This window comes from Micromonospora arida, assembly GCF_042873195.1.
GTDB classification, from domain to species: Bacteria; Actinomycetota; Actinomycetes; order Mycobacteriales; family Micromonosporaceae; genus Micromonospora; species Micromonospora arida.
On the sequence record NZ_JBIALC010000005.1, the window covers coordinates 29,816 to 51,669 of the forward strand.

General features: G+C 71.9%; 20 protein-coding genes. 2 read left to right on the forward strand and 18 right to left on the reverse strand.

Annotation, left to right across the window (positions count from 1 at the left end):
• Nucleotides 1-37 precede the first annotated feature (37 nt).
• Nucleotides 38-1,318, forward strand: a complete 1,281-nt coding sequence (locus ACFYP0_RS17000; protein ID WP_124856506.1) for a hypothetical protein — start codon at nt 38-40, stop codon at nt 1,316-1,318.
• Nucleotides 1,319-1,392: 74 nt separating this feature from the next.
• On the opposite strand, the gene ACFYP0_RS17005 is transcribed toward ACFYP0_RS17000, so the two are convergent.
• The 15 genes from ACFYP0_RS17005 to pyrR form a co-directional block, all read right to left on the reverse strand.
• On the reverse strand, nt 1,393-2,376 hold the full coding sequence (locus tag ACFYP0_RS17005; protein ID WP_124856504.1) for an AAA family ATPase: 984 nt from the start codon (nt 2,374-2,376) through the stop codon (nt 1,393-1,395).
• 257 nt (nt 2,377-2,633) lie between these two features.
• Complete coding sequence (locus ACFYP0_RS17010; protein WP_425795020.1) at nt 2,634-4,607, reverse strand: primosomal protein N'; 1,974 nt, start codon at nt 4,605-4,607, stop codon at nt 2,634-2,636.
• Nucleotides 4,604-5,797 carry a methionine adenosyltransferase gene (gene metK / locus ACFYP0_RS17015; RefSeq protein WP_091401916.1) on the reverse strand — a complete coding sequence of 398 codons (1,194 nt, stop codon included), beginning with the start codon at nt 5,795-5,797 and terminating at the stop codon, nt 4,604-4,606. Before metK ends, ACFYP0_RS17010 begins: the two co-directional genes overlap by 4 nt.
• Nucleotides 5,798-5,884: 87 nt before the next feature.
• Nucleotides 5,885-7,093: a bifunctional phosphopantothenoylcysteine decarboxylase/phosphopantothenate--cysteine ligase CoaBC gene (gene coaBC, locus ACFYP0_RS17020; RefSeq protein ID WP_124853870.1), complete on the reverse strand. Its 1,209-nt coding sequence runs from the start codon at nt 7,091-7,093 to the stop codon at nt 5,885-5,887.
• 14 nt (nt 7,094-7,107) lie between these two features.
• Nucleotides 7,108-7,371: a DNA-directed RNA polymerase subunit omega gene (gene rpoZ, locus ACFYP0_RS17025; RefSeq protein ID WP_030335666.1), complete on the reverse strand. Its 264-nt coding sequence runs from the start codon at nt 7,369-7,371 to the stop codon at nt 7,108-7,110.
• Between the two features lie 64 nt (nt 7,372-7,435).
• Nucleotides 7,436-7,969: a guanylate kinase gene (locus tag ACFYP0_RS17030; RefSeq protein WP_124853871.1), complete on the reverse strand. Its 534-nt coding sequence runs from the start codon at nt 7,967-7,969 to the stop codon at nt 7,436-7,438.
• Between the two features lie 25 nt (nt 7,970-7,994).
• Nucleotides 7,995-8,312, reverse strand: coding sequence for an integration host factor, actinobacterial type (gene mihF, locus ACFYP0_RS17035; protein WP_030335662.1), 318 nt, complete (start codon nt 8,310-8,312; stop codon nt 7,995-7,997).
• A 178-nt stretch (nt 8,313-8,490) separates the two neighbouring features.
• Nucleotides 8,491-9,327, reverse strand: a complete 837-nt coding sequence (gene pyrF, locus ACFYP0_RS17040; protein ID WP_124853872.1) for an orotidine-5'-phosphate decarboxylase — start codon at nt 9,325-9,327, stop codon at nt 8,491-8,493.
• A 73-nt stretch (nt 9,328-9,400) separates the two neighbouring features.
• A complete protein-coding gene (locus tag ACFYP0_RS17045; RefSeq protein WP_124853873.1) occupies nt 9,401-10,675 on the reverse strand; it encodes an adenosylmethionine--8-amino-7-oxononanoate transaminase in 1,275 nt (424 codons plus the stop codon).
• A 271-nt stretch (nt 10,676-10,946) separates the two neighbouring features.
• A complete protein-coding gene (locus ACFYP0_RS17050; RefSeq protein ID WP_124853874.1) occupies nt 10,947-11,993 on the reverse strand; it encodes a quinone-dependent dihydroorotate dehydrogenase in 1,047 nt (348 codons plus the stop codon).
• A complete protein-coding gene (gene carB, locus ACFYP0_RS17055) occupies nt 11,990-15,337 on the reverse strand; it encodes a carbamoyl-phosphate synthase large subunit (RefSeq protein ID WP_124853875.1) in 3,348 nt (1,115 codons plus the stop codon). The genes ACFYP0_RS17050 and carB overlap by 4 nt, the downstream gene beginning before the upstream one ends.
• A complete protein-coding gene (gene carA / locus ACFYP0_RS17060; protein ID WP_386996653.1) occupies nt 15,330-16,523 on the reverse strand; it encodes a glutamine-hydrolyzing carbamoyl-phosphate synthase small subunit in 1,194 nt (397 codons plus the stop codon). The genes carB and carA overlap by 8 nt, the downstream gene beginning before the upstream one ends.
• A gap of 58 nt (nt 16,524-16,581) precedes the next feature.
• Entirely contained in the window at nt 16,582-17,859 is a 1,278-nt protein-coding gene (locus ACFYP0_RS17065; protein WP_386996656.1) for a dihydroorotase, read from the reverse strand.
• Nucleotides 17,856-18,782, reverse strand: coding sequence for an aspartate carbamoyltransferase catalytic subunit (locus ACFYP0_RS17070; protein ID WP_124853878.1), 927 nt, complete (start codon nt 18,780-18,782; stop codon nt 17,856-17,858). The genes ACFYP0_RS17065 and ACFYP0_RS17070 overlap by 4 nt, the downstream gene beginning before the upstream one ends.
• Nucleotides 18,779-19,363 carry a bifunctional pyr operon transcriptional regulator/uracil phosphoribosyltransferase PyrR gene (gene pyrR, locus ACFYP0_RS17075; protein WP_091401898.1) on the reverse strand — a complete coding sequence of 195 codons (585 nt, stop codon included), beginning with the start codon at nt 19,361-19,363 and terminating at the stop codon, nt 18,779-18,781. The genes ACFYP0_RS17070 and pyrR overlap by 4 nt, the downstream gene beginning before the upstream one ends.
• Before the next feature lie 288 nt (nt 19,364-19,651).
• On the opposite strand from pyrR, the gene bldD reads away from it, so the two are divergent.
• A complete protein-coding gene (gene bldD / locus ACFYP0_RS17080) occupies nt 19,652-20,140 on the forward strand; it encodes a transcriptional regulator BldD (protein ID WP_007458348.1) in 489 nt (162 codons plus the stop codon).
• 176 nt (nt 20,141-20,316) lie between these two features.
• On the opposite strand, the gene nusB is transcribed toward bldD, so the two are convergent.
• The 3 genes from nusB to aroQ all read right to left on the reverse strand — a co-directional run bounded on the left by nusB (nt 20,317) and on the right by aroQ (nt 21,820).
• The gene (gene nusB, locus ACFYP0_RS17085; RefSeq protein WP_184188983.1) at nt 20,317-20,727 is read right to left on the reverse strand and encodes a transcription antitermination factor NusB; all 411 of its coding nucleotides are present in this window, start codon (nt 20,725-20,727) and stop codon (nt 20,317-20,319) included.
• 23 nt (nt 20,728-20,750) lie between these two features.
• Nucleotides 20,751-21,308 (reverse strand): elongation factor P, encoded by a 558-nt coding sequence (efp, locus tag ACFYP0_RS17090; RefSeq protein ID WP_007458344.1) that lies wholly within the window; start codon nt 21,306-21,308, stop codon nt 20,751-20,753.
• 86 nt (nt 21,309-21,394) lie between these two features.
• The gene (gene aroQ / locus ACFYP0_RS17095; RefSeq protein ID WP_091401894.1) at nt 21,395-21,820 is read right to left on the reverse strand and encodes a type II 3-dehydroquinate dehydratase; all 426 of its coding nucleotides are present in this window, start codon (nt 21,818-21,820) and stop codon (nt 21,395-21,397) included.
• Nucleotides 21,821-21,854 lie beyond the last annotated feature (34 nt).

The window sequence follows — 21,854 nt, forward strand, 5'->3', positions numbered from 1 at the left end:
CGGCCCGCTCCACGACCCCTGGGGGAAGAGGTACCCGATGATCCGTCCACACCCGACCACCCGGCGCCCGGTCGCGATGCTGCGTCGCGTCGCCGTCACCGCGATCAGTCTCGCGCTGCTCGCCGCAGGCCTGACCGCCACACCGGCCACCGCCGCACCCGGGGGCAAGGCCCCCACCACCGGATCGTTCGTCGACAGCACGCCGGTGCCCGGCGGCTTCGCCTCCTGGTCGGAACTGCTCCGGTTGCAGCAGCGCATGAACAACGCCGCCGCCCAGATCACGAACGCGGCGCAGCGCAGCGCCAACTCCGGCTTCGCCGGCATCGTCGCCGACCCCACCACCCGCCACCTCCAGGTCTACTGGAAGGGTGAGCCGCCCGCCAACCTGGTGGCCACCGCCCGGGCCACCGTCGCCACCCAGGTGCTGCCCGCCGCGTACTCGCAGCGGGAACTCATGGTCGCGGCCGACCGGCTACGGGCCGCCGCCGGCAACAAGATCACCACGGTCGGGCCGCGCGCCGACGGCGCCGGCCTGCTCGTCGGCACGCAGGACGGGCTGCTCGGTGCCACCGCGCTGGCCGGTGTGCCGGTGACCGTGCAGACCAGGGTCGCCGCCGCGCCGGCGACCCGATGGGACGACACGGCGCCGTGGTGGGGCGGTGCCGCCTGGCGCAACGCCACCACCGGCGGCGGCTGCTCGACCGGCTTCGGGGTCTTCCAGGGCGGGTCCGCGCGGATCCTCTCCGCCGCGCACTGCGGCAACATCAACAACGCCGCGACCGACCCGACCGGGCAGTCGATGGGCATCGTCGGCACCCGCAACGCCGGCACCGACACCCTGCTGCTCTCCGGCGCCTCGGGCGGCCGGGTCTTCAACAACAGCACCGACGCGAACGGCAACGTGGTCAGTGAGTTCAGCAACCAGGTGATCGGCGCGTCGGCCAGCCAGGTCGGCAACTGGGTGTGCACCTCCGGCGCGTACTCCGGCACCCGCTGCTCGATCCAGGTGAAGGCCCGCAACCTCTGCATCAACGTGCGCGACTTCGGCCAGGTCTGCGGCCAGGTCCAGGCGGAGAACACCCTCCACACCAACGCCGTCGGCCAGGGTGACAGCGGCGGCCCGGTGGAGATCGTGAACGCGGCGAACACCCTCCAGGTCTGGGCCACCGGCACCAACACCGCCATCGACGACACCAACACGTCGACGGCCTGTACCGGCTACCGCCCCACCGGCCGGGTCTGCGCCTGGCGGTTCTACTACGAGGACATCTTCTCCGGCATGGCCGGCGTCGGCGCCTCGGGCGTCGTCCTCGGCTGAGCCGTACCAGCGATCCGCCGTACGACTCGGTGGCCGGGCCGGCGCGCGTACCCCGCGCGTCGGCTCGGCCTCGCTCAGACGCTGGCGCCCGGGTCCCCCGCGAGCACCGCGTCGCCGCGGAGCAGCGCGGGCTCGGGCAGCGGCAGCTGGATCTTGTGAGCCGCCTCCCAGTCGTAGATCAGGCCGGGGCGCACCTGGTTGGCGAAGTATTCGATCGCGGTCATCCCACCCACGACCGGCTCGTCGACCTCGGCGACCAACTGGGCGGGGACCAGGGAGAAGCCGTTCTGCAGGGCGGCGCTGAGGCGGCGGTGGCCGTCGACGACGAAGAAGTACTCGCCGGTGAACCCGATCTTCAGCGGTTCGAGGGCCTCGTCGCCGGCCTCGGCCACCCCACCGACGAAGTCGGTGTCCCACAGACCGCGCAGGGTGGCGATGTCCTCGGTCGGGTAGACCCGGGCCGGGTCCAGCAGCAGCAGCGGCGGCGCGTCGCGCAGCACCTCGGCGCCGAGCGTGCCCTCGTACGCGGCCACGATGTGCTCGATCACCTCGGCGGCGGACGCCCGGGTGGTGTCACAGATCAGGTCATAGTTGCGCAGCCGGGCCTTGTCCACCCCGTAACGGATGATGAACCGGCTGCGCTCGCTCACGCTGCGCTCCCGCAGCTTGGCCTTGGCCTCCTCCAGGGAGGCGTAGCTCTCCGCCGGCCCGGAGGGGCGGGCGAGCACCCGACGGGCCGCCTCGCCCGGCTCGGTGATCATATGCACCTTGAGCGCGTCGGTGAAGAAGTGCCAGGCCAGCCGGGAGTCCATGACGAGGCGCTCACCGGAGGCGGCGATGTCCCGTTGGAGCTGGTCGACGTAGCCGTCGACGGCCTGGTCGAGCTCGGCGTGCAGGTTGAGCTGCAGCGCGGTCATCTGCCGCTGCTGCGCCATCTCCCGGTAGAGGTCCCCCACGCTGACCCGGCGCATGCCGAGCCGCTTGGCGATCTCGACCGACACGGTGCTCTTGCCGCTGCCGAGGTCGCCGTTGAAGACGATCGATTGTCCAACGGTCACGACTGGTCCACCCCTGATCACCGGCTCATTGACATCATCGACCTCGCGCCCGACCGACGCGTTCCCGCCATCGTCGCGCCATCCCGCGACGGCTCCAGCTCGGCGCGGCTGACGCCCCCTCGCGACCTGGAGCCCGTCGTACGCCTTGGCATGACGGGCGATGCTACCACTCGGGCGCCACCGCTTTGCCGGACGCGGTGTGCGAGGCGCCCCGGCCCCGGGCGAGGTCCGCGACCCTCCGCACCGGCCGAAACGCCTCAGAACAGGCTCAGCGGATCGACCTGGAGACGAACCGGATCGGCGGCCTTGCGAGCGGCCCGGACGCCGGCGGCCGAGTGCAACGCCTCGGCGAGCGCGGCGGCCCGGGCCCGGGGCACCCGGACCAACATCCGCTCCCGGCCCTCCTCGGCCGGCACCGGCCCGAGCACCTCGGCGTCGTCCGGCAGCCGGGCCGCGGCCAGCAGGTCCGCCACCGCCTCGGCCGCTCCGGTGACGCTCGCCATCCGCACGGCCGGCGGGAAGCCCAGCTCACGGCGTTCGGCCAGCTCCCGGCCGGCGAACCAGCCGGCGTCCCAGCGCAGCAGCGCCTGCACGGGGGCGAGCGCGCCGTCGGCGACCACCACCACCCGACCGGCCGGCGCCGGGCGGGCCAGCGCCGCCGCCGCCAGCCAGCGGCGCAGCGCCTCCTCGCCGGCGCGCAGGTCGGCCCGGGTCAGCAGGGCCCACGAGTCGAGCAGCAGCACCGCGCCGTAGCCGCCCTCGGCGACCGGCTCGGCGCCCGGGGTGGCCACCACCAGGGCCGCGCCGCCGGGCACGTCGGTCAGCACCTCCTCGCGCCCCGAGGTACGCACCGGCACGTCGGGGAACGCCCGGCCCAGCTCCTCGGCGGTCCGCCGTGCGCCGGTCACCGCGGCCCGCAGCCGCCGCCCACCGCACTCCGGGCAGGCGTACGCGGCAGCCACCCGGGCGCACCACCGGCAGGCCGGGGTGCCACCGGCCGAGGGCAGCGCGAGCGGGCCGGCGCAGTGCGCGCAGCGGGCCGGGGTGCGGCACTCGGCGCAGGAGATCGACGGGAGGTAGCCGCGGCGGGGCACCTGCACCAGCACCGGCAGGTCCTGGCGGAGCGCGTCGCGGGCAGCCGTCCAGGCCAGGCTGGGCAGCCGGGCGGTGGCGGCCCCGGGATCGCGGGCCAGCTGCGGGTCGTCCCCGGTCGGCGCGATGGCCGGGATCCGCGCCCGCACGGTGGCCCGGTCGGCGACCACCTCCGGAGCCCAGCCGGTCTCCACCAGCAGCTGCGCCTCGGCCGTCCGGGCGTACCCGCCGACCAGCGCGCCGGCCTCGGCGAGGTGGGCCCGGGTGAGCAGCACGTCGCGGGCGTGCGGGTAGGGCGCCCGGGGCTCGGAGTGCAGGTCGTCACCGTCGTCCCAGACGGCGACGAGGCCGAGCCGGGCCACCGGGGCGAACATCGCCGCCCGGGTCCCGATCACCACCGGCACCCGACCACGGCGAGCGGCGAGGAACGCCCGGTACCGCCGGGCCGGGCCGAGCGCGGCGGAGAGGCTGACGTGCCGTCCCGGACCGAGCACGCCGGTGAGCGCGGCGTCGAGGCGGTCGAGGTCACGCGCGTCGGGCACCACGACCACCGCGCCGCGCCCACCGGCGACGGTGGCCGCCACCGCGTCGGCGTAACGGGCCGCCCAGTCCTCACCGGGCAACGCCGACCAGACCGCGCGGGGCGCCCGGCCGTCGGCGAGCGCCCGCAGCAGGGCCGGGCCGGTCGGGTAGTCGCGCCACCCGCGCGGGTCGACCGCCTCGGTGGGGGCCGTCGGAGTGGGCTGCTCGTCGTGGGGCTCCTTCTCCACCCGGGCGTGCCGGGGTGGCACGGCGAGCCGGAGCACGTCGGCGAGGCTGCCCGCGTACCGGTCGGCGACCGCCCGGGCCAGCCGGGCGATCTCGGGGGCCAGCACCGGCTCCGGGGAGACCACCTTCTCCAGGTACGCGAGACGGCCGGTGTGCCCGGAGTCGTCCGCGCGGGACAGCAACCACCCGTCGACGAGTTGCCCGGCGAAGCGCACCTTCACCCGGGTACCCGGCACCGCCACCTCGTCCAGCTCCGCCGGCACCAGGTAGTCGAACGGCCGATCCAGGTGCGCCAGTCCGACATCCACGCAGACGCGCGCGACCGGCGACCCGTCCGCGGGTCGCCGGTCGCTGCGCCTGGTGGCGGTCAGGCTCCCGCGGCCGACTTGAGGTCGGCGGCCCGGTCGGTGCTCTCCCAGGTCAGGTCCGGCAGCTCCCGGCCGAAGTGGCCGTACGCGGCGGTCTGCTGGTAGATCGGGCGGAGCAGGTTGAGGTCCCGGATGATCGCGGCCGGACGCAGGTCGAACACCTCGGTGACGGCCTTCTCGATCGAGGAGACGGGCACGGTCTCGGTGCCGAACGTCTCGATGAACAGGCTCACCGGGTGCGCCTTGCCGATGGCGTAGGCGACCTGCGCCTCGCACCGCTCGGCCAGACCGGCGGCGACCACGTTCTTGGCCACCCAGCGCATCGCGTACGCGGCCGAGCGGTCCACCTTGGACGGGTCCTTGCCGGAGAACGCACCACCGCCGTGGCGGGCGTACCCGCCGTAGGTGTCGACGATGATCTTCCGGCCGGTCAGGCCGGCGTCACCCATCGGGCCGCCGATCTCGAACCGGCCGGTCGGGTTGACCAGCAGCCGGTAACCGTCGGTGTCCAGGCCGAGGCTCTCCAGCTCCGGGGCGATCACGTGGTCGCGCACGTCCGGGGTGAGCAGCGAGTCCAGCGAGATGTCGGCGGCGTGCTGGCTGGACACGACAACGGTGTTCAGCCGGACCGGGCGCAGCCCCTCGTACTCGATGGTGACCTGGGTCTTGCCGTCCGGCCGCAGGTACGGGATCGTGCCGTCCTTGCGCACCGCCGAGAGGCGGCGGGCCAGCCGGTGCGCGAGCGCGATCGGCAGCGGCATCAGCTCGGGCGTCTCCGAGCAGGCGAAGCCGAACATCATGCCCTGGTCACCGGCGCCCTGCGCGTCCAGCGCGCTCTCCGACGCCCCGGTGCGCAGCTCGAAGGCGTTGTCCACACCCTGGGCGATGTCCTCGGACTGCGCGCCGATGGAGACGCTGACCCCGCAGGAGGCGCCGTCGAAACCCTTCTTCGACGAGTCGTAGCCGATGTCGAGGATGGTCCGGCGGACGATCGTCGGGATGTCGGCGTACGCCTTGGTGGTCACCTCACCGGCGATGTGCACCTGACCGGTGGTGATCATGGTCTCCACGGCCACGCGGCTGTGGGGATCCTCGGTCAGCAGCGCGTCGAGGATGCCATCGCTGATCTGGTCAGCGATCTTGTCCGGGTGGCCTTCCGTGACCGATTCGGACGTGAAGAGACGGCGTGTCACGGCACTCCTAAGCGTATGAGGTCGTTCCGCGGCAGTCTAATCACCACTGCGGCCGGTGTCGGGATCGGTCGAGCCCTGTTCCACCCGTCAGGAGCGGCCGGGCAGCCGCGCCACGACGAGATCCCAGACGGCGTCGGCCACAGCTTCCTTGGCCTGCTCGGGCAGCCGGCTGACCGAACCGTCCGCGCCGATGACCGTCACCGTGTTGGTGTCGGCGCCGAAGACCAGGTCCGGACCGACCTCGTTGACCACGATCAGGTCGGCCCGCTTCCGGGCGAGCTTCGCCCGGCCGTTGGCCTCGGCATCGCCGGTCTCGGCGGCGAACACCACCAGCACCTGCCCCGGTCGTTTGCGCTGGCCGAGCTCCGCCGCGATGTCCGGGTTCGTCACGAGCTCGATGGTGGGTGCGACACCGTCGTCCGACTTCTTGATTTTGCCAGTCGCGTACGTCGCGGGCCGGAAATCGGCCGGAGCCGCCGCCATCACCACCGCGTCGGCCTCGACGGCGGCCTTGACGGTCGCCTCCCGCAACTCGGCGGTGGTGCCCACCCGGATCATGTCGACCCCGGCCGGGTCGGCAAGGCCGACGTTGGCCGAGATCACTGTGACCCGGGCACCCCGGGCGACCGCCGCGCGGGCGAACGCGTACCCCTGCTTGCCGGACGAGCGGTTGCCCAGAAAACGCACCGGGTCGAGGGGCTCGCGGGTGCCACCGGCGGTGACGACCACCCGGCGACCGGCCAGGTCGGCGGGGGCGGAGTCGCCTCGGGCCAGGAGCCGACCGGCGACGGCGAAGATCTCCGCGGGGTCGGGCAGCCGACCCTTGCCGGTGTCGGCGCCGGTGAGCCGGCCGACGGCGGGCTCGATGACCCGGACCCCCCGGGAGCGCAACGTGGCCACGTTGGCCACGGTGGCGGGGTGCTCCCACATCTCGGTGTGCATGGCCGGGGCCAGCAGGACCGGGCAGCGGGCGGTCAGCAGGGTGTTGGTCAGCAGGTCGTCGGCGAGGCCATGGGCGGCCTTGGCGAGCAGGTCGGTGGTGGTCGGCGCGACCACCACCAGGTCGGCCTGCTTACCGAGCCGGACGTGCGGCACCTCGTGGACGTCGGTCCAGACGTCGTCGGCGACCGGTTGACCGGAGAGCGCGGCCCAGGTCGGCGCTCCAACGAAGCGGAGCGCCGACGCGGTTGGCACGACCCGAACCCGGTGACCGGATTCGGTGAAGAGTCGCAGCAGCTCGCACGCCTTGTAGGCGGCGATGCCGCCACCGACCCCGAGGACGATCGAGGCGGACATCGGCCAGCGGGGGCTTACGGCTGGTCGGTCGGCTCGGCGGTGAGCAGGCCCGAGTTGATCTCGCGCATGGCGATGGAGAGGGGCTTCTCCTGCGGGGTGGTCTCGACGAGCGGGCCGACGTACTCCAGCAGACCCTCACCGAGCTGGCTGTAGTAGGCGTTGACCTGGCGCGCGCGCTTGGCGGCGAAGATGACCAGCGCGTACTTCGACGTCGTCTTCTCGAGGAGCTCGTCGATCGGCGGGTTGGTGATGCCTTCGGGGTTGGCGATGGATCCCACGAATTAACCTCTGCGTCTTTCGAGCCGCGCGGACGCGGTGCTGAGTCTCAACGGTGGCCGACCGTCAGCCACGCACGCGTGACCAGGCCGGATCCGGATAAGAAGAACCGAGTAAGCCTACCAGCTCCTCAACCACCCGTTCGGTGTGGTCGTGGGTCAGCGCGTGCTCGACGGTGGCGGCCACCGTGGCGTCGGGCGCGTACCCGGGTGGGCTCAGCAACACCAGCCGGGCATCGGGCAGGCGCGCCCGGACCAGTGGGACGCCGCGCAGGTCGAGCGGGAGCAGCACCGGCTGCCCGGCGTCGAGCCGGGCGCGCAGCGGGGGGTACGGGGTGCCCCGGCGGTGCGAACCGATCCGGGACCACTCCAGCAGCTCGCCGTCGACGATCCGTCGATCGAACTCGGCGGGGGCGAGGAAGACGCGGTCCACCCCGTCGATCTCCGACTCCCGGCGCGGCCTGGTGGTTGCCGCGACCGGGATCCACACGGACGGAGAACGCGCCCGGACGAGCTCGACGACACTCTCCCTGCCGGAACCCGAAGGTCCAGCCAGGACAGTGAGCCGAGCCGCCGGGCGCGCCTCGTCATCCGTGCTCACTGCTTGTTTCTACACGCTGCCAGGTTCAGTTGGCGGCGAACTCTCCAAGCAATGCCTTGCGCTGCTGCTCGCCGAGGCCACGCAGGCGACGGCTGTCGGCGATCTTGAGCTTCTCCATGATCTGGGTAGCCCGGATCTTGCCGATGCCCGGCATGGCCTGCAGGACGGCCGACACCTTGAGCTTGCCAACGACGTCGTCGCTCTCGGCCCGCTCGAGGACGGCACCGAGGGTGGTCTTGCCCTGCTTGAGCTGCTCCTTCAGCTGAGCACGGGCCTTGCGGATCTCCGCGGCCTTCTCGAGCGCGGCAGCGCGTTGTTCGGGGGTCAGTGACGGGAGCGGCACCAGTTCTCCTCAGGTCCCTATCGCGGCGGGCGGGGCGCACCGCCGCATCTGTGAAACGTGGTGTCGCTGTGAACCAAGGGGTCCATGGTTCCCAGCGCGGGGAAAACTAGCGGCCAACGGAGCTTTCGGCAACGTGGGGGCCGCATGATCACCGTAGAGTGACCGACCCGTCAGTCAGTCACCGGGCAGGCAGGACGGCCCGGCAGTCGACCAACACGCGCTCCGCGGCGGCCCGTAGCGCGGCCACGTCAGGGCCTGCCGAGAGCACTTCCCGGGAGTACGACGGGAGCACCGAGGCGAGGCTTGAACCGAAGACGGTACGCAGATCGGCCGCGCCGGCACCCTGCGCGCCGAGCCCCGGAGCGAGCAGTGGGCCGCCCACACCGGAGAGGTCGTGACCGGTGTCACCGATGGTCGCGCCGACCACCAGACCGAAGCTCCCGAGCGGGGCTGCACCCCTGTTGAGCTGGGAAATCTCGTCGATCACGGTCTGCGCCACGGTGCGGCCGTCGGCCGTGACGGCCCGCTGCACGGCCGCGCCCTCGGGGTTGGAGGTGAGGGCCAACACGAACACGCCGCCGCCGTGCTCGGCGGCCAGTTCGAACATCGGCGCCAGCGAACCGACCCCGAGGTAGGGGCTCGCGGTGACCGCGTCGACATACACAGGGCTGGATGGATCAAGGTACGCGGCGGCGTACGCGCTCACCGTCGAGCCGATGTCGCCGCGCTTGACGTCGAGCAGAACGAGCGAGCCGGCATCTCGTAACTGTCGGATAGTTGACTCAAGAATCGCCACACCTCGGGACCCGAACCGCTCGAAAAAGGCCGACTGAGGCTTGACTACCGCAACCCGGTCACCGAGTGCTTCCACCACGGTCCGGCTGAACCGGTCGAGCCCCTGAACGTCGTCCGGGAGACCCCACTGGGCCAGCAGACCGGGATGCGGGTCGATGCCCACACAGAGTGGGCCCCGCTCGGTGATCGCCCGGTGCAGCCGGGTACCGAAGCTCTCCATCGGAGTGTTCCCCTCTTCTCGTCCGGGCGGCCGACCCGCCCGGGTAACCCGTCGACCCGGTGGCCGGGCCGACTCAGCCAGCCGCCACCGCCGCCGCCACCCCGGTCGCGATCCGGGCCAGGTCGGCGTCGTCGGTGACGTACGGCGGCATCGTGTAGATCAGGTCGCGGAACGGACGCAGCCACACCCCCTGGGCGACCGCGGCGGCGGTCGCCGCGCCGAGGTCGACCTCGTGATCGAGCTGGACCACGCCGATCGCGCCGAGGACCCGTACGTCGGTCACGCCCGGCGTGCCGCGCAGGGGCTCCAGACCGGCGCGCAGGCCGGCGCCGACCCTGGCGACCTGGCCGGCCCAGTCTCCGGCCCGCAGCAGCCCGATGGAGGCGTTCGCCACCGCGCAGGCCAGCGGGTTGCCCATGAACGTGGGCCCGTGCGCCAGCACGCCGGTCGCCGAGATGCCCCGGGCGACCTCCGCGGTGCACAGGGTCGCCGCGAGGGTCAGGTATCCGCCGGTCAGCGCCTTGCCCACGCAGAGCACGTCCGGCGTCACACCGGCGTGCTCGGCGGCGAACATCTCGCCGGTACGGCCGAACCCGGTGGCGATCTCGTCGAAGATCAGCAGAATCCCGTGCGCGCGGGTCACCTCGCGCAGCACCCGCAGGTAACCCGGGTGGTGGAAGCGCATCCCACCGGCGCCCTGGACGACGGGCTCGACGATCACAGCGGCCAACTCGTCGGCGTACCGCTCGACCGTCTCCACCAGCGCCGCCACGTACGCGTCGTCGGGCGGGTCGGTGAAGCCCCCCGGCGGCACCGGGGCGAACACCTGCCGGGGCAGCACGTCACCCCACAGGTGGTGCATCCCGCCCTCCGGGTCGCAGACGCTCATCGGATGGAAGGTGTCGCCGTGGTAGCCACCCCGCCAGGTCGCCAGCCGGCGCCGCTGCGGCCGCCCGACGGCCCGCTGGTACTGCAGGCACATCTTCACCGCCACCTCGACGCTGACCGAGCCGGAGTCGGCCAGGAACACGTGCTCCAGGCCGTCCGGGGTCAGCTCGACCAGGGTCCGGGCCAGCTGCACCGCCGGCTCGTGGGTGAGCCCGCCGAACATCACGTGGCTCATCCGGCCGAGCTGGTCGGTCACCGCCGCGTCCAGCACCGGGTGCCGGTACCCGTGGATCGCCGCCCACCAGGACGACATCCCGTCCACCAGCTCCCGGCCGTCGGCCAGGGTGAGCCGTACCCCCTCGGCGCCGCGCACCACGTAGGGCGGGTTGGCCGGCGGCAGCGCGGCGTACGGGTGCCAGACGTGCGCCCGGTCAGCGGCCAGGATCTCCTCGGGTGTCACGCGTACTCCTCTGCGCCTCAAGCGGTCCGGACGGCGGACGTCCTGCGGCCGGGTCGAACCTCTCCGCCGCCGCCTCCCCCGCCGTGGCCGCCGCTTCCATTTCCGCCACCTTTGCTCTGCACCCGCGGACGCGACACCCGGTGGCCGGGTGTCACGCTCCGAGTGGTGCACCCACGGGTGCAGAGCAAAGGGGCAACAACGGGCGTTGCGTCGTCGGCGCGGCGCGGGCTCGGCACCCGGTTGCGCCGGGCCAGCACCGGACCGGGGGCGGTCACCGGCCGGCGACCGCGTCCGGTGCCGCCGTTGCGGCCGCCGCGCGGGCGGCGGCGCGGACCAGGGCCGGTCCTCGGTAGATGAAGCCGGTGTAGAGCTGCACCAGGGCTGCGCCGGCATCGAACATCCGCGCCGCGTCGTCCGGGTCCAGCACCCCGCCGACGCCGACGATCGGCAGCCGGCCGCCGGTCTCGGAGTGGACGAAGGCGACCACGTCGCGGGCCCGCCCGGTGAGCGGCCGACCGGAGAGGCCACCGGCCTGCGCGCCACGCTCGACGTCGACGCCGGCGAGGCCGTCCCGCGACAGCGTGGTGTTGGTGGCGATCACCCCGGCGGCACCCCGGGCCAGGCAGACCTCCAGCAGCTCGGCGATCGCCGCCTCGGTCAGATCTGGTGCGATCTTGACCAGAACCGGCTTCTCCCCCACCAACGCGCCGAGCAGCGCGTCCAGGTGGCCACGGTCCTGCAACGACCGCAGACCCGGGGTGTTCGGTGAGGACACGTTCACCGCGAAGTAGTCGCCGTGCCCGCGCAGCGCCCGGTACGAGGCGAGATAGTCCTCGACCGCCTCGTCCAGCGGGGTCACCTTGGACTTGCCCAGCGAGATGCCCAGCGGCACCCCGAGCGGGCGCGGCAGCGCCGCCAGCCGGGCGGCCAGCGCGGCGGCCCCGGCGTTGTTGAAGCCCATCCGGTTGACCACCGCCTCGCTGGCCGGCAGCCGGAACAGCCGCGGCCGGGGGTTGCCCGGCTGGGCGTGCGCGGTGACCGTGCCGACCTCAACGAAACCGAAGCCGAGCGCCGGCCAGGCCGGCAGCGCCGCGCCGTCCTTGTCCATGCCGGCGGCCAACCCGACCGGGTTGGGGAACCGCACCCCGAACACGGTGCGCGGCGCGTCGATCGCGTAGCGGGCCCGCAGCGCGGCGAGCGCGGCCGGCCGCCGCGACAGGACCGCCAACCGCCGCAGCGTCCACTCGTGCGCCGCCTCGGCGTCCCCGCCCCCGAGCCGGAACAACCACGGCCGTACCGCCTGCTCGAACAGGGTCACTGGGCCGCCCGCAGGGTTGCGTGCAGGTCCTGCAAGGGGCGGACCTGCATGTCGCCGCGGATCCGCGCCTCGATGCCCATCACCGCCGCGGCGGCGCCGGGGACCGTGGTGATGCAGGGGATGTCCGCGGTGACGGCCGCGCTGCGGATCTCGTAGCCGTCGGAGCGGGCGCTGGCACCCGAGCCCTGCGGTGTGTTGATCACCAGCGCCACGTGGCCGCCGCCGATCAACGACACCGCGTCGTCGCCCGCACCGGCCTGGTAGTGCTTACGGATCTGCTCACAGGCGATGCCGTGCCGGCGCAGCACCTCGGCCGTGCCGGCGGTGGCGACGATCTCGAAGCCCAGATCGGCCAGCCGCTTGATCGGGAAGATCATGCCACGCTTGTCCCGGTTGGCCACCGAGACGAAGATCTTCCCCGCGGTCGGCAGCGACCCGTACGCGGCCGACTGACTCTTGGCGAAGGCATGCCCGAAGTTGGTGTCGATGCCCATCACCTCGCCGGTCGACTTCATCTCCGGCCCGAGCAGCGAGTCGATCCCCTTGCCCGCGCGGGTCCGGAAACGCTTGAACGGCAGCACCGCCTCCTTGACCGCGACCGGCGCGTCGGCGGGCATCGTCCCCCCGTCCCCCGTCGCCGGCAGCAGGCCCTCGGCGCGCAACTCGGCGATGCTCGCCCCGAGCGCGATCCGGGCCGCCGCCTTGGCCAGCGGCACCGCCGTGGCCTTGGAGACGAACGGGACGGTCCGCGACGCGCGCGGGTTGGCCTCCAGCACGTAGAGCACGTCGTCCTTGAGGGCGTACTGCACGTTGAGCAGGCCACGGACCCCGACGCCACGCGCGATGGCCTCGGTGTAGCGCCGGACCTCGACCAGGTGCGAGCCCGCGAGGGTGATCGGCGGGAGCGCGCAGGACGAGTCGCCGGAGTGGATACCCGCCTCCTCGATGTGCTCCATCACGCCGCCGATGTAGACCTCGCCGTCGGCGTCGCACAGCGCGTCCACGTCGATCTCGATGGCGTCGTCGAGGAACCGGTCCACCAGCACCGGGTGGTCCGGGGAGATGTCGGTGGCCCGGCCGATGTAGTCGCGCAGCGTCGGGTCGTCGTAGACGATCTCCATGCCCCGCCCGCCCAGCACGTACGACGGCCGGACCAGCACCGGGTAGCCGATCTCGTCGGCGATCGTCTTGGCCTCGTCGTACGAGGTGGCCATGCCGTGCGCCGGCGCGCGCAGTCCGGCGCGGGCCAGCACCGCGCCGAACGCGCCGCGCTCCTCGGCCAGGTGGATCGACTCCGGCGAGGTGCCGACGATCGGCACACCGGCGTTCTTGAGCCGCTGCGCCAGCCCCAGCGGGGTCTGCCCGCCGAGCTGGACGACCACCCCGACAACACCCGGCCCGCCGGCCGCGCGACCGGACGAGTCCTCGGCGTGCCAGACCTCCAGGACGTCCTCGAAGGTCAACGGCTCGAAGTAGAGCCGGTCGGCGGTGTCGTAGTCGGTGGAGACCGTCTCCGGGTTGCAGTTGACCATGACGGTCTCGTAGCCGGCCGACCGCAACGCCTGGACGGCGTGCACGCACGAGTAGTCGAACTCGATGCCCTGCCCGATCCGGTTCGGGCCGGAGCCCAGGATCAGCACCTTCGGCCGGTCCGACGGCACGACCTCGGTCTCCAGGTCGTACGTCGAGTAGTGGTACGGCGTGGTCGCCTCGAACTCGGCCGCGCAGGTGTCCACGGTCTTGTAGACCGGGCGCACGTCGAGGCGGTGGCGCAGGGTCCGTACGCCGTCCTCGGCAGCCAACTCCGGGCGCAGCGCGGCGAGCTGCCGGTCGGACAGACCGGCCCGCTTGGCGCGGCGCAGCAGGTCGGCGTCGAGCACCGGCGCGTCGACGATCTCGGCGCGCAGCTCGATCAGCGCGGCGATCTGGTCCAGGAACCACGGGTCGATCCCGCCGGACGCCTCGGCCACCTCGGCGATAGACGCCCCGAGCCGCAGCGCCCGCTCCACCGTGTACAACCGGCCGTCGTGCGGGATCCGCAGCGCGGCGAGGGTTTCCGCCAGGGTGACGCCCGCCGGGTCCGGCACGCTCCAGAAACCGGCCGACTTGGTTTCCATCGAGCGCATCGCCTTGTTCAGCGCCTCGGTGAAGTTGCGCCCGAGGCTCATCGCCTCGCCCACCGACTTCATCGTGGTGGTCAGCTCCGGGTCCGCGCCGGGGAACTTCTCGAACGCGAACCGGGGGATCTTCACCACCACGTAGTCCAGGGTCGGCTCGAACGCCGCCGGGGTCTTCAGGGTGATGTCGTTGGGGATCTCGTCGAGGGTGTAGCCGATGGCCAGCTTCGCGGCGATCTTCGCGATCGGGAAGCCGGTCGCCTTGGAGGCCAACGCCGAGGACCGCGACACCCGGGGGTTCATCTCGATCACGACGATCCGGCCGTCGACCGGGTTGACCGCGAACTGGATGTTGCAGCCGCCGGTGTCCACCCCGACCTCGCGCAGCACGGCGATGCCCAGGTCACGCAGGCGCTGGTACTCCCGGTCGGTGAGCGTCATGGCCGGGGCCACTGTGACGCTGTCGCCGGTGTGCACACCCATCGGGTCGATGTTCTCGATCGAGCAGACCACCACCACGTTGTCGTGCCGGTCGCGCATCAGCTCGAGTTCGTACTCCTTCCAGCCGAGCACGCTCTCCTCGATGAGCACCTCGTGCACCGGGCTGGCGGACAGGCCGTCGCCGGCGATACGGGCCAGGTCCTCCGGGGTGTGCGCCATGCCGGAGCCCAGGCCACCCATGGTGAACGACGGCCGGATCACCACCGGCAGGCCCAGCTCGGCGACGGTCGCCTCGACCTCGTCCATCGAGTGGCAGACCCGCGAGCGGGGCACCAGCGCGGTCGGGTCGTCGACGCCCAGCCGTACGCCGGCCTTCGCCACGATCTCCTTGAACAGCTGCCGGTCCTCGCCCCGGTTGATGGCGTCGATGTTCGCGCCGATCAGCTCCACGCCGTACTTTTCCAGGACGCCGGCCTCGTGCAGGGCGACGGCCGTGTTCAGCGCGGTCTGCCCGCCGAGGGTCGCGAGGATCGCGTCCGGGCGCTCCTTGGCGATGACCAGCTCCACGAACTCCGGGGTGATCGGCTCGACGTAGGTCGCGTCGGCGAACTCCGGGTCCGTCATGATCGTCGCCGGGTTGGAGTTGACCAGGCTGACCCGGATCCCCTCGCTGCGCAGCACCCGGCACGCCTGGGTGCCGGAGTAGTCGAACTCGCAGGCCTGCCCGATGACGATCGGCCCGGAGCCGATCACGAGGATGTGCTTGAGATCGGTCCGCTTAGGCATTGCTGCGCCCCTTGCTGTGGGTCCGGCCCTCACTGGGCCGCCGGTCGAGGGCACGGCCCTCGATCAGCTCGGCGAATCGGTCGAAGAGGTAGTCCGCGTCGTGCGGGCCGGCCGCCGCCTCCGGGTGGTACTGGACGGTGAACGCGGGCAGGTCCACGGCCCGCAACCCCTCGACCACGTTGTCATTGAGGCAGACGTGCGACACCCGTACCCCACCGAAGTCGGTGTCGATCACCTGGTCGGGGACGACCGCGCCGTTGCCCGAGCCGGGGACCTGCACCGCGAAGCCGTGATTGTGGCTGGTCACCTCGACCTTGCCGGTGACCCGGTCGAGCACCGGCTGGTTGATTCCCCGGTGGCCGTAGCCCAGCTTGTAGGTGCCGAAGCCGAGCGCCCGACCGAGGATCTGGCTTCCGAAGCAGATGCCGAACAGCGGCACCTCCCGCCGCAGCGCCTCCCGGGCCAGCTCCACCGGGGCGTCGGCGGTGGCCGGGTCGCCCGGGCCGGGCGACAGGAAGATCGCGTCGGCGCCGGTGGCGAGCATCTGGTCGATGCTCGACGACGCCGGCAGCACGTGGGTGGTCACCCCACGGGTGGCCAGCCGACGCGGCACGTTGCGCTTGATGCCCAGGTCCAGCGCGGCCACTGTGAACCGGTGCTCGCCCAGGGCCTCGACGACGTACGGCTCGGCGGTGCTCACCTCGGCGGACAGGTCCGCGCCGACCATCTGCGGCGCCTGGCGGACCCGGGTCAGCAGGCTCTGCGGGTCGTTGTCGATGCTGGAGATGCCCACCCGCATGGCGCCCCGCTCGCGCAGGTGCCGGGTCAGCGCCCGGGTGTCCACCCCGCTGATGCCCACCACGCCCTCGGTGGCGAGGCGGTCCTCGAGACCACCGGTGGCCCGCCAGTTCGAGCCGATCCGGGCCGGGTCGCGCACGACATAGCCGGCCACCCAGATCCGACCGGACTCGTCGTCCTCGCCGTTGACGCCGGTGTTGCCGATGTGCGGCGCGGTCTGCACCACCACCTGGCGGTGGTAGGACGGGTCGGTCAGGGTCTCCTGGTAACCGGTCATGCCGGTGTTGAAGACCGCCTCGCCGAAGGTCTCTCCGACGCTGCCGTACGCCTCGCCGGGGAACGTGCGCCCATCCTCCAGCACCAGGATTGCGGGTCTGCGCTTGACCATTACCGGACCCGCCTTTCGTTCGCGACTGCGGGACTCCGCTGCGCTGCATTCCTCGCGCTCACTTGACAGCCTTTCCGTCCAGGACCGTCGGCTCGCCGCGCAGGAAGGTCGCCACGATGCGACCTGGCAGCGTCATGCGGGCGTACGGGGTGTTGCGACTGCGACTGGCCAGCTCCGCCGGCTCGATGGTGCGGCGGGCGGCCGGGTCGATCAGGGTCAGGTTGGCCGGCACACCCGGCGTGGGGTCGACGCCGTGCCCGGTGAGGCCGGCGATCCGTGCAGGGGTGCGCGACATCCGCTCGGCGATCAGGTCCCACTCGGGGCCCAACACGTCCAGCGCGATGGAGAGGGCCGTCTCCAGACCGAGCATCCCCGGTCGGGCGTACGCCCACTCGCACTCCTTGTCCTCCACGGCGTGCGGGGCGTGATCGGTGGCGATCACGTCGATCACCCCGTCTGCGAGGGCGGCACGCAGCGCGGCGATGTCCGCGGCGGTGCGCAGCGGCGGGTTCACCTTGTAGACCGGGTCGTAGGTTTCCGCCCGTTCGTCGGTGAGCAGCAGGTGGTGCGGGGTCACCTCGGCGGTCACGCGTACCCCGCGCGCCTTTGCCTGGCGCAGCACCTCGACGCTGCCGGCGGTGGAGACGTGGCAGACGTGCAGCCGGCTGCCCACGTGCTCGGCGAGCAGCACGTCCCGGGCGATGATCGCCTCCTCGGCGACCGCCGGCCAGCCGATCAGGCCGAGCCGGGTGGAGACCTCGCCCTCGTGCATCTGGGCGCCCTCGGTGAGCCGGGGCTCCTCGGCGTGCTGGGCGATGATCCCGTCGAACGCCTTGACGTACTCCAGGGCTCGGCGCATCAACTTCGGGTCGGCGACGCAGTGCCCGTCGTCGGAGAAGATCCGAACCCGGGCCGCCGAGTCGGCCATCGCGCCCAACTCGGCCAGCCGCTCGCCGGCCAGCCCGACGGTGACCGCGCCGATCGGCTGCACGTCGACCAGGGCTGCCTCGCGGCCGAGCCGCCAGACCTGCTCGACCACGCCGGCGGTGTCCGCCACCGGGGAGGTGTTGGCCATCGCGCAGACCGCCGTGTAGCCGCCCAGCGCTGCCGCCCGGGAACCGGACTCGACCGTCTCGGCGTCCTCCCGACCGGGCTCGCGCAGGTGGGTGTGCAGATCGACGAGGCCGGGCAGGGCGACCAGGCCGGTGCCGTCGACGACTGTGGCGTCCGGCGCGGTCAGGCCGGGACCGACCTCGGCGATCACGCCGTCGCGGATCAGCAGGTCGGTCGGCGCGGCGCCGACGACACTCACGCTGGTGATCAGGTACGCGGTCACCGGTTGTTCCCTCCGAGCAGCAGGTAAAGGACAGCCATCCGCACGGAGACCCCGTTGGTGACCTGTTCGACGATGGTGGAGCGGGGTGAGTCGGCGACCTCGGGGGTGATCTCCATCCCCCGGTTCATCGGGCCGGGGTGCATGACGATCGCGTGCTCGGGCAGCCGGCGCATCCGCGGCCCGTCCAGCCCGTAGCGGCGGGCGTACTCGCGCGCGGAGGGGAAGTAGGAGTCGTTCATCCGCTCCCGCTGCACGCGCAGCATCATCACCACGTCCACGTTCGGCAGGACGGAGTCGAGGTCGTAGGAGACGTCGGTGCCGGGCGCGAGGGCGCCCGCGATGTCGACCGGGATGAGGGTCGGCGGGCCGACCAGGGTGACCTTGGCGCCGAGGGTGGAGAGCAGCAGCACGTTGGAGCGGGCCACCCGGGAGTGCAGCACGTCCCCGACCACCGCGACCGACAGGCCGGCGAGCCGGCCCAGCCGGGCCCGCATCGTGTACGCGTCCAGCAGCGCCTGGGTGGGGTGCTCGTGGGTGCCGTCGCCGGCGTTGACCACCGACCCGTCCACCCAGTTGGCCAGGCGGTGCGGCGCGCCGGAGGCGGGGTGTCGGATGACCACGGCGTCCGCGCCCATGGCCTGCAGGGTCAACGCCGTGTCCTTCAGGCTCTCACCCTTGGTGACGCTGGACCCCTTCGCGGAAAAGTTGATCACGTCGGCGCTGAGCCGCTTCGCCGCCGCCTCGAAGGAGATCCGGGTACGCGTGGAGTCCTCGTAGAAGAGGTTCACCACGGTCCGTCCGCGCAGCGCCGGAAGCTTCTTGATCTCCCGGCCGGCGACGGTGGCCATCTCGGCGGCGGTGTCCAGGATCTCGGTGGCGGTGTCGACGTCCAGGTCCCCGCCGGAGAGCAGATGTTTGATCATGAGGCAGGTCCCCCGTAGAGCTTGACCTCGTCCGTCCCGTCGATCTCGGCGAGCGTCACCTTGACGCTCTCGGCGAGCGAGGTCGGGATGTTCTTGCCGACGTAGTCGGCGCGGATGGGCAACTCCCGGTGGCCCCGGTCGACCAGGACGGCGAGCTGCACCGAGGCCGGGCGGCCCACGTCGTTGAGCGCGTCGAGCGCGGCCCGGACGGTGCGGCCGGAGAAGAGCACGTCGTCGACCAGGATGACCCGTTTGCCGTCGATCCCGCCGGGAGGCAGCTCGGTCGGACCCACCGCGCGGGTGGCGTGCCGACGGAGGTCGTCGCGGTACAGGGTGATGTCGAGCACACCGACCGGAACGGCGACGTCCTCGAAGGTGCTGATCCGGTCGGCGAGCCGCCGGGCGAGCGGGGTGCCCCGGGTGGGAATCCCCAGCAGCACCGTGTTGGCGGCACCCTGGGTCTTCTCCAGGATCTGGTGGGCGATGCGGTCGACCACGCGTTGCACGTCGGCGCTGGCGAGGATCACCTTCACCGAGGGTTGTTGCGGTGGTGACGAGCGGGCAGCCGGTGGGTATGCCACGGCGGACCTCCTTCCCCGCCTCACGGGACGGGTCGTTAAAGGATGTCGGGCACCTCCGGCCGGACCGCTCAGCGGACCTGGGCCGGGGCTTGTGCCACGTTACCAGTGGTCACCGGGGTGATGGACGGCGGCCGCTGACCACCGGGTCAGGCACCGGAAAAGGAGAAAACTCCCCGGACGCTCCGCAACGGGAGGGGCACGACCACTTGACCACGTGTCGCATTCCCCGTACCGTCACGCTCCGTAGCGATCGACGGGAGAACCCCGAGCAGCACTGGGAGTGTCCGAATGCCCTCTGAATACGCCAAGTCTCTGGGCGCCCGCCTGCGCTCCATCCGCCAGCAGCAGGGTCTCTCCCTGCAGGGTGTGGAGGAGAAGTCGAACGGGCGGTGGAAGGCCGTGGTGGTCGGCTCGTACGAGCGTGGCGACCGGGCCGTGACGGTGTCCCGTCTGGCCGAGTTGGCCGAGTTCTACCGCGTACCCGTCTCGGAACTGCTGCCTGACGGCAGTGGCGTCCGTCACGAGCCCACCAGCAAGATTGTCCTGGACCTGGAGCGGCTCTACGACGAGGCCTCCGAGGACCTGGCCTACGTCGCCCGCTACGCCCGCGCCATCCAGCAGCAGCGCGGCGACTACAACGGCCGGGTGCTCTCCATCCGCGCCGACGACCTGCGGGCGCTCGCGATCGTCTACGACGCCTCACCGTCGGGCCTGATCGAGCGGCTCACCGAGCACGGCGTGCTGGTGGCCGACCCCCGGGCGTTCTTCGCCTCCTGATCTGCCGCTCCACCTGATCTGCCGCTTCACCTGATCTGCCGCTTCACCTGATCTGCCGCTTCACCTGATCTGCCGCTTCACCTGATCTGCCGCTTCACCTGATCTGCCGCTTCACCGAAAGGGCCCGTGCCGACTGGCACGGGCCCTTTCGGATTTGCGGCGTTCGGTGCGGACGCTCAGCGGGTGGCGTACTCGGCGATCCGGCCGAGCACCCCGTTGAGGAAGCGCGGCGAGTCGTCGGTCGACATCTGCCGAGCCAGCTCCACGGCCTCGCTGATCGCCACCGCGTCGTCGATCTCGTCGACGTAGAGCAACTCGTAGACGGCGATCCGGGCCAGATTACGGTCGACGACCGGCATCCGCTCCAGCGTCCAACCCTCGGCGTAACTGGCGATCAGCTCGTCGATCCGGTTGAGGTGCTCGGCAACCCCCTCGACCAGGCCCACCGCGTAGCCCAGGTGCTCCGGTCGGGGCTGCTCGATCCGCTGCACGTAGCCGGCGAGCACCTCCACCGGAGGCTTGTCCCGCAGGTCGGCCTCGTAAAGGACATCCAGCGCCCGCTTGCGCGCCTTGCGGCGCGCCGGCATCTGCTGCTTGGAACCCTCAGCCATCAGGCGCGGCCGAGGTAACGGCCGTCGCGGGTGTCGACCTTGATCTTCTCGCCGGTGGTGATGAACAGCGGAACCGGCACGGTGGCGCCGGTCTCCACGGTCGCCGGCTTGGTGCCGCCGGTCGAACGGTCGCCCTGCAGGCCCGGCTCGGTGTAGGTGACCTCCAGCACGACGCTGGTGGGCAGCTCGATGTAGAGCGGCACACCCTCGTGCTGGGCGACGGTCGCCTCCGCCTCGGGCAGCAGGTAGTTGGCTGCCTCACCGACGGTGCCACCGGGCACGGTGATCTGGTCGAAGGTCTCCAGATCCATGAAGACGAAGTCCTCACCGTCGGCGTACAGGTACTGCATCGTGCGCTTGTCAACGGTCGCGGTTTCGACCTTGGTGCCCGCGTTGAAGGTCTTGTCGACCACCTTCCCGGACAGCACGTTCTTCAGCGTGGTGCGCACGAAGGCACCACCCTTACCGGGCTTGACGTGCTGGAACTCGACGACGGCCCAGAGCTCGCCGTCCAGGTTGAGTACCAGGCCGTTTTTGAGGTCGTTGGTGGAGGCCATTTCCTGCCTTGATCATCAATTGGCGGACAGACCCTGCGAGTCTACTAGCTGCGTCGAATCGCCCGGTCCCCGCTCGGGGCGGGCGCTCAGCGGGTAGCCAGATGGTGCAGTGCGAGACGATAACCGTCAATGCCCAGACCGCAGATCACCCCGGTCGCCACCGCCGACACCACCGAGTGGTGCCGGAACTCCTCACGGGTGTGGATGTTGGAGATGTGCACCTCCACCAGCGGCCCCCGCAGCATGGCGCAGGCGTCCCGCACCGCGTAGGAGTAGTGCGACCAGGCGGCCGGGTTGAGCACGACCGCGGCGCCCTCGTCGGCCGCCGTGTGCAGCCAGCCGAGCAGCTCGTGCTCCGCGTCGGTCTGCCGGACCGTCACCGCCAGCCCCAGCTCCCGACCGGTGCTCTCACAGAGCGCCACCAGGTCCGCGTAGCTGGTCGCGCCGTACACGTCGGGCTCACGGGTGCCCAGCCGGCCCAGGTTCGGCCCGTTCAACACGTAGACCTTCACGCGGCGCTTTCTTTCGTTCGCGACTGCGGGGCTC